The sequence below is a fragment of the Streptomyces sp. NPDC001410 genome, assembly GCF_042895235.1.
Classification (GTDB): Bacteria; Actinomycetota; Actinomycetes; order Streptomycetales; family Streptomycetaceae; genus Streptomyces.
In genome coordinates this window covers 97,664-110,127 of the sequence record NZ_JBIAWE010000006.1, presented here as the reverse complement: position 1 = coordinate 110,127, position 12,464 = coordinate 97,664, and the positions used below count along the sequence as shown (strand labels likewise).

The 12,464-nt window shown below is 70.4% G+C and carries 11 protein-coding genes; 6 read left to right on the top strand and 5 right to left on the bottom strand.

The features are described from left to right. Together ACFY3C_RS14380 and ybaK are read left to right on the top strand one after the other, a co-directional pair. Window positions 1–741, top strand: coding sequence for an LON peptidase substrate-binding domain-containing protein (locus ACFY3C_RS14380; RefSeq protein WP_386574251.1), 741 nt, complete (start codon window positions 1–3; stop codon window positions 739–741). Window positions 742–763: 22 nt separating this feature from the next. Further along, the gene (ybaK, locus tag ACFY3C_RS14375) at window positions 764–1,318 is read left to right on the top strand and encodes a Cys-tRNA(Pro) deacylase (protein ID WP_386574253.1); all 555 of its coding nucleotides are present in this window, start codon (window positions 764–766) and stop codon (window positions 1,316–1,318) included. A gap of 5 nt (window positions 1,319–1,323) precedes the next feature. Here ybaK and ACFY3C_RS14370 read toward each other — a convergent pair whose 3' ends face one another. The 4 genes from ACFY3C_RS14370 to ACFY3C_RS14355 all read right to left on the bottom strand — a co-directional run bounded on the left by ACFY3C_RS14370 (window position 1,324) and on the right by ACFY3C_RS14355 (window position 5,248). Continuing rightward, window positions 1,324–1,995, bottom strand: coding sequence for an AAA family ATPase (locus ACFY3C_RS14370; RefSeq protein ID WP_386574254.1), 672 nt, complete (start codon window positions 1,993–1,995; stop codon window positions 1,324–1,326). A gap of 34 nt (window positions 1,996–2,029) precedes the next feature. Continuing rightward, window positions 2,030–2,851, bottom strand: coding sequence for an ABC transporter permease (locus ACFY3C_RS14365; protein ID WP_386574256.1), 822 nt, complete (start codon window positions 2,849–2,851; stop codon window positions 2,030–2,032). Window positions 2,852–2,927: 76 nt separating this feature from the next. Continuing rightward, on the bottom strand, window positions 2,928–3,941 hold the full coding sequence (locus tag ACFY3C_RS14360) for an ABC transporter ATP-binding protein (protein WP_390770941.1): 1,014 nt from the start codon (window positions 3,939–3,941) through the stop codon (window positions 2,928–2,930). 89 nt (window positions 3,942–4,030) lie between these two features. After that, the gene (locus ACFY3C_RS14355; protein ID WP_390770940.1) at window positions 4,031–5,248 is read right to left on the bottom strand and encodes an NYN domain-containing protein; all 1,218 of its coding nucleotides are present in this window, start codon (window positions 5,246–5,248) and stop codon (window positions 4,031–4,033) included. A gap of 242 nt (window positions 5,249–5,490) precedes the next feature. Here ACFY3C_RS14355 and ACFY3C_RS14350 point away from each other — a divergent pair, with 242 nt between their 5' ends. Then, the gene (locus tag ACFY3C_RS14350) at window positions 5,491–5,661 is read left to right on the top strand and encodes a hypothetical protein (protein WP_386574260.1); all 171 of its coding nucleotides are present in this window, start codon (window positions 5,491–5,493) and stop codon (window positions 5,659–5,661) included. Window positions 5,662–5,732: 71 nt separating this feature from the next. Here ACFY3C_RS14350 and dnaE read toward each other — a convergent pair whose 3' ends face one another. Continuing rightward, entirely contained in the window at window positions 5,733–9,272 is a 3,540-nt protein-coding gene (dnaE, locus tag ACFY3C_RS14345) for a DNA polymerase III subunit alpha (protein ID WP_386574261.1), read from the bottom strand. A gap of 170 nt (window positions 9,273–9,442) precedes the next feature. Here dnaE and ACFY3C_RS14340 point away from each other — a divergent pair, with 170 nt between their 5' ends. The 3 genes from ACFY3C_RS14340 (at window position 9,443) to ACFY3C_RS14330 (ending at window position 12,395) form a co-directional block, all read left to right on the top strand. Next, complete coding sequence (locus ACFY3C_RS14340) at window positions 9,443–10,768, top strand: DUF2252 domain-containing protein (protein WP_386574262.1); 1,326 nt, start codon at window positions 9,443–9,445, stop codon at window positions 10,766–10,768. Between the two features lie 67 nt (window positions 10,769–10,835). Continuing rightward, window positions 10,836–11,519 (top strand): hypothetical protein, encoded by a 684-nt coding sequence (locus ACFY3C_RS14335; protein WP_390770939.1) that lies wholly within the window; start codon window positions 10,836–10,838, stop codon window positions 11,517–11,519. Between the two features lie 66 nt (window positions 11,520–11,585). Then, window positions 11,586–12,395: a thioredoxin domain-containing protein gene (locus ACFY3C_RS14330; RefSeq protein ID WP_386574264.1), complete on the top strand. Its 810-nt coding sequence runs from the start codon at window positions 11,586–11,588 to the stop codon at window positions 12,393–12,395. Window positions 12,396–12,464: the final 69 nt, after the last annotated feature.

Below are 12,464 nucleotides of genomic sequence, written 5' to 3'. Positions count from 1 at the left end.
GTGACCACCGTCCGACTCCCTCTGTTCCCGCTGAACTCGGCGCTGTTCCCCGGGCTCGTGCTGCCCCTGAACATCTTCGAGGAGCGCTATCGCGCCATGATGCGCGAGCTTCTGAAGACCCCCGAGGACGAACCGCGCCGGTTCGCCGTCGTGGCGATCCGCGACGGCCACGAGGTGGCACCGAGCGCGCCGGGCATGCCGGATCCGACCGCACAGCCCGAGCGGGGGCCGGCCGCGGGCTTCGGCCCGGACCCCCTCACGTCCTTCCACGGCGTGGGCTGCGTGGCGGACGCGGCGACCATCCGGGAGCGCGCCGACGGCACGTTCGAGGTGCTGGCGACCGGGACGACCCGGGTACGGCTGCTGTCCGTGGACGCGTCGGGCCCGTTCCTGACGGCGGAGCTGGAGGAGCTGCCGGAGGACCCCGGCGAGGAGGCGGGCGCCCTGGCCGAGGGCGTCCTGCGCGCCTTCCGCCAGTACCAGAAGCGCCTGGCGGGCGCCCGGGAGCGCTCCCTGTCGACGGGCGCGGACCTCCCGGACGACCCGTCGGTGGTCTCCTACCTGGTGGCGGCGGCGATGGTCCTGGACACGCCGACCAAGCAACGGCTGCTGCAGGCGCCGGACATCGCCTCCCGGCTCCGGGACGAGCTGAAACTCCTTCGCGCCGAGACGGCCATCATCCGTAACCTTCCGTCCCTGCCCGCGTTCGAGCTGACGCGGACGCCGACCAGCCTGAACTGAGCGAACCGAGGCCGACACCCCGATGGCTAAGAAGTCGAAGAAACAGCAGTCCGAATCAAAGGGGCGCGAAGCGCCTTCGAATAGGGCTGGTGGTGGGCGACGGGCGGGCGGGACCCCCGCGACGGTGTCCCTGACTGCGGCGGGCGTGGACTTCACCCTGCACTCCTACGACCACGACCCCTCCCACCCCTCCTACGGCGAGGAGGCGGCGCAGGCGATGGGCGTCTCCCCCGACCGGGTCTTCAAGACCCTGGTGGCCGACGTGGACGGCGCGCTGACGGTGGCGGTGGTGCCGGTCTCCGGCACGCTGGACCTCAAGGCGCTGGCCGCGGCGGTGGGCGGCAAGCGGGCGACGATGGCCGACCCCACCCTCGCGGAACGCACCACCGGCTACGTGCGCGGCGGCATCTCCCCCCTGGGCCAGCGCAAGAAGCTCCGCACCGTCCTGGACGACTCGGCCGAGGTCCACGCGACGATCTGCATCTCGGCCGGCCGCAGGGGCCTGGAGGTCGAGCTGACTCCGGGAGACCTGGCACAACTGACCGAAGCGGTGCTGGCACCGATCGGCCGGGGCTGACGGGATTACGCCAGCGGGGCTCCGTACCCGTCCTTCGGGGCCGGTCCCTGCGGATACGGCTCGGGGTCCCGAGGCCCGAACAGCGCGGTCAGCCCCAGATGCACCAGCGACGCGGCCAACGGCCAGGCCAGCAGCGCGCCCTTCGCCCCCAGCTTCAGCGGCGCCGAGAAGGTGACCCCCTTCCCGACCTCCTTCGCGTGCGCGATCACGTCGGACGTGGGCCCCAGCCACACCCCCAGCCGCCACGCCAGCAGCGACCCGAGCAGACCGCCCACGCCCAGCGCCACCACCAAGGGCACACCGCCGCGCCGCCGCAGCGCGAACACGACGACCGCGCTGACCAGCCCGAAGGCCAACCCGAGCAGCGTGAACGTCCCGTCCACCCCGGCCGCCTGCTCCCCCTCGGTGTCCTTGAGGTAGACGACCCAGCTCTTGTCGACCGCGTCCCCCACCAGCGGCACATGCGGCGCCAGCCACCACCACAGCAGCCCGAACAGCAGCCCGCCCAGTGCCACCGCTATCGCGATCACGACGGCTTCCAGGACTTCCTTCTTCATCCCGGGGCCGTCCTGTTCGTACAGGCCCATGCCTGGCGCCCCAGCAGGCGGCGGCGCCTGCCAGACCTGGTGCGGGGAGTCATCGTGCGGCGGCGTGGGCGGAGTCAGCGGTGCGGTCACCCTGACATCGTGCCAGGTCGCGCTGTGGGCCGCGTCATCGGACGGCGGCCCTGCGGTAGGCCCAGGTCGCCACGGCCAGCGAGATCACTCCGACACCCGCGCAGACCCCCAGGTCAGCGAGGACGGCGGCCCAGTCCGGGTGCGCCCCGAAGGTCCGCGCGTAGGCCTCCACGCCGTAGGTCGACGGCAGCAGGTCCCGGGCCAGCCGTACGATCTCGGGCATCCGGTCGGCCGGCAGCACGCCGAGCAGCAGTGCCGCCGACATGCCCAGCTGCCCGAGCAGCGTGGCCAGCTCGGGCCGCGGCGCGAGCAGCCCGCAGGCAGCGCCGAGTCCGGCGAGCGCGGCCCCGGCGAGCGGGACGACGGCCACCAGGATCCACAGGTTGGACAGCGGCAGCCCGAACAGCACGCACCCGAAGACGGCGGTCACCAGGGTGCCCGGCACGGTGAAGGAGGCGTACGCCCCCGCCGCGCCCAGCACGACAGCCGCGGGCGGCACCGGCAGCGTGGCGTAGTGGTCGAGCCCGCCGCTGGCCCGCAGCTGCCCGAAGTACTGCGACAGCAGATTGAGGGCGACGTACGCGACGACGAGCACCGAGGACCCGGCCACCACGGACTGGGCCTCACTGCCGCTGTCGACGACGCCCCGCATCATCACGGTGATGCCGACGGACTGGAAGGTCGCCACGAACAGCAGCGGGATGCGCGCCACCCGGGCCCGGGACAGCTGGGCCCGGTAGACGGCCACCAGCGACGGCCACAGCCGCGCGGGCGGCCCGAGCTCGGCCGCGGGCCGGGCCGGCTCCGGCACGGCCCGGGCACCGCCCGGCAGAACCTCCGCGGGTACGACACTCACGACGCGCTGCTCCTCTTCCCTACGGCAGCCGCGCCGCCGTCCCACAGCGACCATACGGGTACGGCGTTCGTCGCGCTCACGCCTTCACCAGCCCCTGCCGCGCCGCCCCGCCCAGCGCCAGGTAGACGTCCTCCAGGCTTGGCGTGGCGAGCGTGAAGTCGTCCAGGGCGGCGAAGGCGGCCCCGCCGGTCACCGTGGCGACGGCGGCCCGGGCCTCCTCGGGCGCGAGCCGGAGAGTCCAGCGCCGCCCCATCTCCACGGCCCGTTCGCGCAGCACGGCGACCTCGGGCACGTCCAGCGGTGCCCGCTCCCGCCACACCAGTTCCACCCGCACCTCGCCGGAGACCTGTTCCTTCAGCCCGGCCGGGGTGTCGCAGGCGATGACCCGGCCCTGGTCCAGGACGGCGACCCGGTCGAGGACGGTCTCGGCCTCGATGACGTTGTGGGTGACCAGCAGCACGGTCGTACCGCGCTCGGCCCGGCGCCGGTCCACGGCCGCCCACACCGCGCGCCGGGCCACCGGGTCCATGCCGGTGGTCGGCTCGTCCAGCACGAGCAGCGACCGCTCGCCGACGAGGGCGGCGGCGAAGCAGGCGAGCCGCCGCTGACCGCCGGACAGCTTCTTCAGCGCCCGCCCGGCGATCGGCGTGAGGCCCAGCTCGTCAAGTACGGCGTCCCGCTCGGCGCGCGCCTGCCGTACGTCCAGGCCGCGCAGGCGCCCGGTGGTCTCGGCGGCGAGCGCGACGGTCAGCTCGTCCAGGGCGGAGGACTCCTGCCCCAGGTAGGCGAGGATCCGGGCGGCCCGCTCGGGGTGCCTGACGATGTCGTGGCCGAGGATCTCGACGCTGCCGGCGTCCGGCCGCAGCAGTCCGGTGAGCTGTCGTACGAGGGTGGACTTGCCGGCGCCGTTCGGCCCGAGCAGGCCGAAGATCTCTCCGCGCCGTACGTCCAGTTCCACGCCGTCGGTGGCCCGCACCTCGGGCGCGCCCGGCGCTCCGCGCCGCCCCTTCACGGGCGGGTAGGTCTTGCTGAGCCCGCGCACGCGTACGACCTCGTCCTGCCGAAGTGCCTGCCCCACGCGCGTACTCACAAGGCACGAGACTACGGGGTCCGGCCCCTTTACTCGCCTTTGGGGCCTCTTCTCACCCCCGGCTTCTCATCCCGCCACCGGGAAAGGGCTCACTCCCCGGCCGGGGCGTGCTCGGCCGCGGCCGGTACGTCGACCTCCCGCCAGAAGCCCGCCCGGATGGCGTAACGGTCGTGCTCGTCGATCTGGTCGTCCTTGTGGGCGAGCAGCCCGAAGCGGGCGGCGTAGCGCAGCAGCTCGCCGTCGATGCGGTGCGGGATGCGCGGATACATCGTGGACAGCCGCTGCAGATGGCCCTGGTCGCCGAGCCGGGACATCCAGCGGCGGGCGAAGACCTGCCCCACCTCGTACGGGTCGCCGCCGACCGTGGTGATGTCCTCCTCCCGGTCGGCCCAGCGCTGCTCGGCGGTGGTGAGCTGGGCCAGCGTCGGCATGGAGGCGATCTCGGGCGGCTCGGAGACCCCGCCGGGCCGGTCCACCCAGCCCTTGTCGGAGGACCACCTGAGGGTCGCGGTCGCCGGATGCTGCACGGCCTGCGCGCCGGGCGCGCGCAGCGCGGCGAGGTCCTTGGGGGTCGGTACGCCCTTGGCGGCGGGCACCCGCTCCTGGGTTCCGGCCTCGGCCGCGGCGGCCGGCGCGTGGGCGCCGTCCTCTGCGGGTGCTTCGGCGGGCGTGGCGAGCGCGGACTCGGGCAGCGGCGCGGAGAGGATCGCGGCGATCTCGGGGCGGGGCGCGGGCGGGGGTGCGCAGACGCCGGTCAGCTCCTTGGCGCGGACCGCCTGGGTGATCCAGGCCCGGTCCAGTACGCGCCGCTCGTCGGCCTCGGCGACCAGGTCCTCGGACTGGTTGTAGTCCCCGTCGGCGGCCTGTACGGCCCACAGGTGGACGGCGACGCCGTGCTCCTTGGCGGCCATCATGCCGGGCAGCAGGTCGCCGTCGCCGGTGACCAGGACGACGTCGGAGCAGGCGCGGTTGCGGGCCAGCTCGGTCAGCTCGGCGTGCATGGCGGCGTCCACGCCCTTCTGCGCCCAGCGTCCGTCGCTGCGGGTGAGCGCGCCGAGCCGGACGGTGACGCGGGGCATCACGCGCAGCCGGCGGTGCTCCGGCTGGGGGACCCGGTCGGGGGCGCCGTCGAACCAGTAGATGCGCAGCAGAGGGCGCTCGGTCTCCGACTCCGCGCGTTCGCGCAGGGCCTGGATCAGCGCGGCGTGGTCGACGGTGATCCGGGACCGTGAGGGCTCACCGGCAAGGAGGCTGGCGGCGGCTCCCAGCAGATACCCGGCGTCCACCAGGACGATGCAGCGGTCCACGCGACTCACCCTCTTCCCAGGAGGCTCTTGCTTCGGACTTCCTTTGCTCCGGACTTCCTTCGAGTCTGCCCGACCACGCGGAGGTTAACGGCCGGAACTCGATCTTCGGCGTGGCGTTTGCGCATGCCGCTCGCCCATCACCCCTGTCACACACGGTAATTATCCGACATGCGCGTGATGTCAGCTTATGTGAATCTGGTCGCGGCCCTGGCCCCTAGATCCCCCACAGGAGGCAGATCACCATGGCCAAGAACAAGAACCGCAAGCAGGGCAGCCAGCAGCGCTCGCAGGCTCAGCAGGCCCAGGAGCACACGCAGCGGTCGTCCTCGGAGGCGCACGAGTCCCCGATGCACGTCCCGGGCAGCCCGGCGGATGTTGCTCGTAAGAAGCAGCAGCGCTTCGGCCACAACTAAAGGGCAGTTGAAGCCCAGGCACACGGAAGGGGCGCACCCGCCGAGGGTGCGCCCCTTCCCGCCGCATCGGCTCAGCCCGCCAGGCAGGACGGGCCGAGCAGCACCTTCAGATCTCCGAAGAGCGCCGGATCCGGCTTCACACGGTGCCGGTCCAGCCGGAGCACCGTCGTCTTCGTCGGCCCCTGGAGCTTGATGCGGACCTCGCTCTCGCCCCTGTGGTGGCTGAGGATCTCGCCGAGGCGGCTGACCATCGGCGGGGTGACCTTGACCGCCGGGATGGTGAGGATCACCGGCGCGTTGGTGCCCGCGTTCGACAGGTCGGGCACCTGCAGCTCCATCGCGACCAGCCGCGGCACGTCCTCGCGCTTGTCGAGCCGGCCCTTGACGAACACGACCGCGTCCTCGACGAGTTGGGTCGACACGAGCTGGTACGTGGCCGGGAAGAACATGCACTCGATGGAACCGGCGAGGTCCTCGACCGTGGCGATCGCCCAGGCGTTGCCCTGCTTGGTCATCTTGCGCTGCAGGCCCGAGATGATGCCGCCGATGGTGACCACCGCGCCGTCCGCGTGCTCACCTCCGGTGAGCTGGGCGATGCCCGCGTCGGCCTTGTCGGACAGCACGTGCTCCAGGCCGAAGAGCGGGTGGTCGGAGACGTACAGACCGAGCATCTCCCGCTCCTGGGCGAGGAGGTAGGTCTTGTCCCACTCCTCGTCGGTGAACTGCACGTCGAGCCCGAAGCCGGGCTCGTCGCTCTGTTCCTCGCCCATGCCGCCGAAGAGGTCGAACTGCCCCTCGGCCTCCTTGCGCTTGACCGCGACCACGTTGTCGATCATCGGCTCGTACTGCGCGGTGAGGCCCTTGCGGGTGTGCCCCATGGTGTCGAAGGCGCCGGCCTTGATCAGGGATTCCGTGGTGCGCTTGTTGCACGCGACCGCCTCGACCTTGTCGAGGTAGTCGGGGAAGGAGGAGTACTTGCCCTTCGCCTTGCGGCTCTTGATGATCGACTCGACCACGTTGGTGCCGACGTTGCGCACCGCTTCGAGGCCGAAGAGGATCACGTCGTCGCCCTGGGCGGCGAAGTTGTGCACCGACTCGTTGACGTTCGGCGGGAGCACCTTGATGCCCATGCGGCGGCACTCGTTGAGGTAGATCGCCGACTTGTCCTTGTCGTCCTTGACCGAGGTCAGCAGGGCGGCCATGTACTCGGCGGGGTAGTTCGCCTTGAGGTACGCGGTCCAGTACGACACCAGGCCGTACGCGGCGGAGTGGGCCTTGTTGAAGGCGTAGCCGGCGAAGGGGACCAGCACGTCCCACAGGGCCTGGATGGCCTCGTCGCTGTAACCGTTCTTGCGGGCGCCTGCCTGGAAGATGGTGAAGTTCTTCGCCAGCTCGTCGGGCTTCTTCTTGCCCATGACGCGGCGGAGGATGTCGGCCTCGCCGAGCGAGTACCCGGCGATGATCTGGGCGGCCTTCTGCACCTGCTCCTGGTAGACGATCAGGCCGTAGGTGACCGCGAGGACCTCTTCGAGGGGCTCCTCCAGCTCCTTGTGGATCGGCGTGATCTCCTGCTGCTTGTTCTTGCGCAGCGCGTAGTTCGTGTGGGAGTTCATGCCCATCGGGCCCGGGCGGTACAGGGCCGACACGGCGGAGATGTCTTCGAAGTTGTCGGGCTTCATCAGGCGCAGCAGCGAGCGCATGGGGCCGCCGTCGAACTGGAAGACACCGAGGGTGTCGCCGCGCTGGAGCAGTTCGAAGGTCGTCGGGTCGTCGAGCGGAAGGCCCAGGAGGTCGATGTCGACCCCCTTGTTGGCCTTCACCATCTTGACGGCGTCGTCCATGATCGTGAGGTTGCGCAGGCCCAGGAAGTCCATCTTCAGCAGGCCGAGCGACTCACAGCTCGGGTAGTCCCACTGCGTGATGGTCACGCCGTCGGTGTGCCTGACCCAGACCGGGACGTGCTCGGTGATGGTCTCGCTGGACATGATCACGCCGGCGGCGTGCACGCCCATCTGCCGGACCAGGCCCTCCACACCGCGCGCGGTGTCGATGACCTTCTTCACGTCCGGCTCGTTCTCGTACATCCCGCGGACCTCGCCGGCCTCGCTGTAGCGCGGGTGGCTGGAGTCGGTGATGCCGGAGAGCGGGATGCCCTTGCCGAGGACGTCGGCGGGCATGGCCTTGGTGATGCGGTCGCCCATCGCGTACGGGTAGCCCAGCACGCGCGCGGAGTCCTTGATCGCGTTCTTGGCCTTGATGGTGCCGTAGGTGCCGATCATGGCGACCTTGTCGGCGCCGTACTTCTCCGTCACGTACCTGATCACCTCGACGCGCCTGCGCTCGTCGAAGTCGATGTCGACATCGGGCATCGAGATGCGCTCGGGGTTGAGGAACCGCTCGAAGATCAGGCCGTGCGGGATCGGGTCGAGGTCGGTGATGCCCATGGCGTAGGCGACGATCGAACCGGCCGCGGAGCCTCGGCCGGGGCCGACGGCGATGCCGTTGTTCTTGGCCCACATGATGAAGTCGGCGACCACGAGGAAGTAGCCGGGGAAGCCCATCGAGATGATGACGTCCATCTCGTAGTCGGCCTGCTTCTGGCGGTCGTCCGGGATGCCGCCGGGGAAGCGGCGCTCCATGCCGCGGCGCACTTCCTCCTTGAACCAGGTGACCTCGGTGTAGCCCTCGGGGATGTCGAACTTGGGCATGAGGTCGCGCTTCTCGAACATGCCGGTGGTGTCCACCATCTCGGCGACGAGGAGCGTGTTGGCGCAGCCCTCCTGCCAGGCGTCCGAGGAGTCGATGGCGTACATCTCGTCCGTGGACTTCAGGTAGTAGCCGGTGCCGTCGAACTTGAAGCGGTCCGGGTCGGAGAGGTTCTTGCCGGTCTGGATGCACAGCAGGGCGTCGTGGGCGCCGGCCTCGTGCGCATAGGTGTAGTGCGAGTCGTTGGTGACCAGCGGCGGGATGCCGAGCTTCTTGCCGATGTCGAGGAGGCCCTGACGGACCCGGTGCTCGATCTCGATGCCGTGGTCCATCAGCTCCAGGAAGTACCGGTCCTTGCCGAAGATGTCCTGGTAGTCGGCGGCGGCCTTGAGGGCCTCCTCCTCCTGGCCGAGGCGGAGCCGGGTCTGCACCTCACCCGAGGGGCAGCCGGTGGAGGCGACGATGCCCTCGGACCACTGGGCGATGGTCTCCTTGTCCATCCGGGGCCACTTCTGCAGCCAGCCCTCGGCGTAGGCGTCGGAGGAGAGCCGGAAGATGTTGTGCAGGCCCGTCCTGTTCACGGCCCACATCGTCTTGTGGGTGTAACCACCGGAACCGGAGACGTCGTCACGCTTCTGGTGCGGCTGGCCCCACTGGATCTTGCGCTTGTTGCGCCGGGACTCGGGGGCGACATACGCCTCGATCCCGATGATCGGGGTGATTCCGGCCTTCTTCGCGGTATGGAAGAAGTCGTACGCGCCGTGGAGGTTGCCGTGGTCGGACATGGCGATGTGCGTCATGCCCATCTCATTGCAGGCGTTGAACATGTCCTTGAGCCGCGCGGCACCGTCCAGCAGCGAGTACTGGGTGTGGACGTGCAGGTGCGTGAAGGGCGGCTTTGACACGGTGAGGCCTCCAGGGGAAACACTCGGCGAAGGGGTGGCGGACAGTTCTGGGGTCAGCGTCGAAGTCTATGCCTCGGGACTGACACTCCACGGGCACTCCCACGTACCTTCGTGCGTTGGAGACGGCAGAAACGCTGTCGTACAGGCACTGCACCAGGAGGCACCCCGCGATGTCGGTATCCCAGCTCAACGACGAGCAGCGCGGCGAGGAGATCCTCGCCGTCTTCGACACCGCCTTCGGCCGGCTCCTGGCCGCCGACCCGGCCGCGTTCCGGGTGAAGTTCCGGAAGATGGCGGCCTCGGCTTTCGCGTTCTACCGGGGCACGGCGGCCCTCTTCTACCACGACCTCGACGCTGAGAAGCGCGGCGGCCCGTACCTGGACGACCGCACCTCGCGGGTGTGGATCCACGGCGATCTGCACGCCGAGAACTTCGGCACCTACATGGACTCCAACGGCCGCCTGGTCTTCAACGTCAACGACTTCGACGAGGCCTACGTCGGCCCGTTCACCTGGGACCTGAAGCGCTTCGCCGCCTCCGTCGCGCTCATCGGGTACGCGAAGGCGCTCAGCGACGAGCAGATCACCGAGTTGGTGACGGTCTACGCGGCCGCCTACCGCGAGCGCATCCACGCCCTGGCCACGGGCGCCAAGAGGGACGAGGTGCCGCCGTTCACGCTGGACACCGCGCAGGGTCCCCTCCTGGACGCGCTGCGTGACGCCCGCTCGCTGACCCGCTTCGGGCTGCTGGACTCGATGACCGAGATCCGCGACTTCGAGCGCCGCTTCGCACCGGGCGGCGGCTCCATCGAGCTGGACGCCGCCACCCGCTACAAGGTGCTGGCGGCCTTCGACGGCTACCTGGAGACCCTTCCGGACTCCTCCCTGACCCGCCCGGACTCGTACCGGGTGAAGGACGTCGTGGGCCGTCGCGGCATCGGCATCGGCTCGGCCGGCCTGCCGTCGTACAACATCCTCCTGGAGGGCCACAGCGACGCCCTGGAGAACGACGTCGTGATCTACATCAAGCAGGCCCAGACCCCGGCCGTCTCCCGGCACATCACGGACCCGGCGATCGCGGAGTACTTCCAGCACGAGGGCCACCGCACGGTGATCTCCCAGCGCGCCCTGCAGGCGCACGCCGACCCGTGGCTGGGCTGGACCGAGCTGGACGGCGCGGGCCAGCTGGTCGCCGAGGTCTCGCCGTACGCGGTCGACCTGGACTGGGGCGACATCGACGACCCGGAGGAGATCGCGGCCGTCGTCGCCGACCTCGGCCGGGCCACGGCCACGATGCACGCGGCGGCGGACGACACCTCCGGCGAGTCCCTGGTGCCGTTCTCCACCGAGCGGGCCATCGACGCGGCGCTCGCGGCCGACGAGGAGGGCTTCGCGCCCCTGCTGGTGGACTTCGCGCACGGGTACGGCGCACGCGCGCGTGCCGACCACCAGATCTTCGTCGACCTGTTCCGCAACGGCCGGATTCCGGGGCTGTAACCTCGCACACTCACAGGCACTCTTTAGGGGTCTCTTACTCGCGTACGTGACAGACTCTGCTCTCGCAATGGACATTTCCGGGACCCAGCTCAGAGCCGTGCGCGCGGCGCTGTTCACGGCCGTGGTCGTGACGCTCAGCACCGCGTCGCACGTCCTGCTGTCCAGGGCGCCGCTGCCGGTGTCGACCGTCGCCGCGGTCGCCACCGGCGTGTTCCTGACCGCGTACGCGCTGGCGGGCCGCGAGCGTGGCTTCGGCCGGATCGCGGCCCTGCTGATCCCGCTGGAGCTGGCCGCGGACACGGTGTTCACCACCGGCCAGCACGCTTGTTACGGCAGGGCGGGCGGGCCGGTCGCCGGACCACTGCGCGCCCTCGGCCTGGACGTGCTGTGCCAGGGCAGCGTGGGCACCCCGCTCGCCCAGGTGACGGGCGCCTCGGGCCGTGGCGGCGCGGCACTGCTCGCGCACGCCAGCCCGGCCGCCGCCTGGCTGCTGCTCGCCGCGCACATCGGCGTGGGACTGCTGGCCGCCGCCTGGCTGCGCCGGGGCGAGCGGGCTCTGACCCAGCTGCTGCGCGCGGTCGCCGCCACCACCTTCCGGCCGCTGCTGCTGGCGGTGGCCGCGGTCGCCGTACGACTCCTGCCGGCGCGCCGGCTGCCGGGCCCGGCCCTGCGCCCGGTCACCGCGCGCGACCGGCTCCTCGTGCACTCCCTGGGACGGCGTGGACCGCCGTGCTCACCGGCATTCGCCTGAGCACGATCAGTCCCCCATACGTATCCCGCGTACGACGTGTGCGCGTCCCACATGGAGATCACCAACATGAGCAAGCGGAACAGCCAGTCGGCGAAGACGGCGGCCCGGGAGCGGCTGCGCCAGGAGCGCGAGCGGCAGGCCAAGCGCGACAGGGCCAGGCGGCAGGTCATCGTGGCCGCCTCGGTCGTGGGCGTGCTGGCCGCGGCCGGCGGCATCGGCTACGCGGTCGTCCAGATGAACAAGCCCAGCTACTGGGAGGGCCTGAAGGACGCGTCAGTCGTCGCCCCGGCCAACACCACGGGCACGAAGGGCACCACCGTCGTCATCGGCAAGGACAGCGCCAAGAAGACCCTCAAGATCTACGAGGACCCGCGCTGCCCCGTGTGCGCCCAGTTCGAGCAGGTCGTCGGCTCGACCGTGAAGAAGGACATCGACGACGGCAAGTTCAAGCTCCAGTTCATCAGCGGCACGTTCCTCGACGCCCACGACAACGGCACCGGCTCCAAGAACGCGCTGAGCGCGCTGGGTGCCGCGCTCAACGTCAGCCCCGAGGCGTTCCTCGAGTACAAGACCGCGCTGTACTCCGCGAAGTGGCACCCGGACGAGCAGACCGACAAGTTCAAGGACGACAGCTACCTCATCAAGGTCGCCGACACCGTGCCCGCGCTGAAGAACAACACGAAGTTCCAGGATGCGGTCAAGAAGGGCACCTACGACGCCTGGGCGATGGCCATGTCGAAGACGTTCGACGACAACAAGGACGGCGTGACGGGCACCCCGAGCTTCGTCATGGACGGCAAGAAGCTCAGCGACGGCAAGGTGCTCCTGACGGTGGCCGACTTCAACAGCGCGGTGGACGCGGCTCTCAAGGGTTGACGGCTCCTCAGAAACTGACCTTCACATGAAGAGCGGGCGAACTTTCGGAGTTCGCCCGCTCTGACGTGT

Coding starts and splice junctions, on each gene's coding strand:
- ybaK (WP_386574253.1), top strand. CDS start 764: ATGGCTAAGAAGTCGAAGAAACAGCAGTCCGAATCAAAGGGGCGCGAA.
- ACFY3C_RS14350 (WP_386574260.1), top strand. CDS start 5,491: ATGGCCAAGAACAAGAACCGCAAGCAGGGCAGCCAGCAGCGCTCGCAG.
- ACFY3C_RS14340 (WP_386574262.1), top strand. CDS start 9,443: ATGTCGGTATCCCAGCTCAACGACGAGCAGCGCGGCGAGGAGATCCTC.
- ACFY3C_RS14335 (WP_390770939.1), top strand. CDS start 10,836: ATGGACATTTCCGGGACCCAGCTCAGAGCCGTGCGCGCGGCGCTGTTC.
- ACFY3C_RS14330 (WP_386574264.1), top strand. CDS start 11,586: ATGAGCAAGCGGAACAGCCAGTCGGCGAAGACGGCGGCCCGGGAGCGG.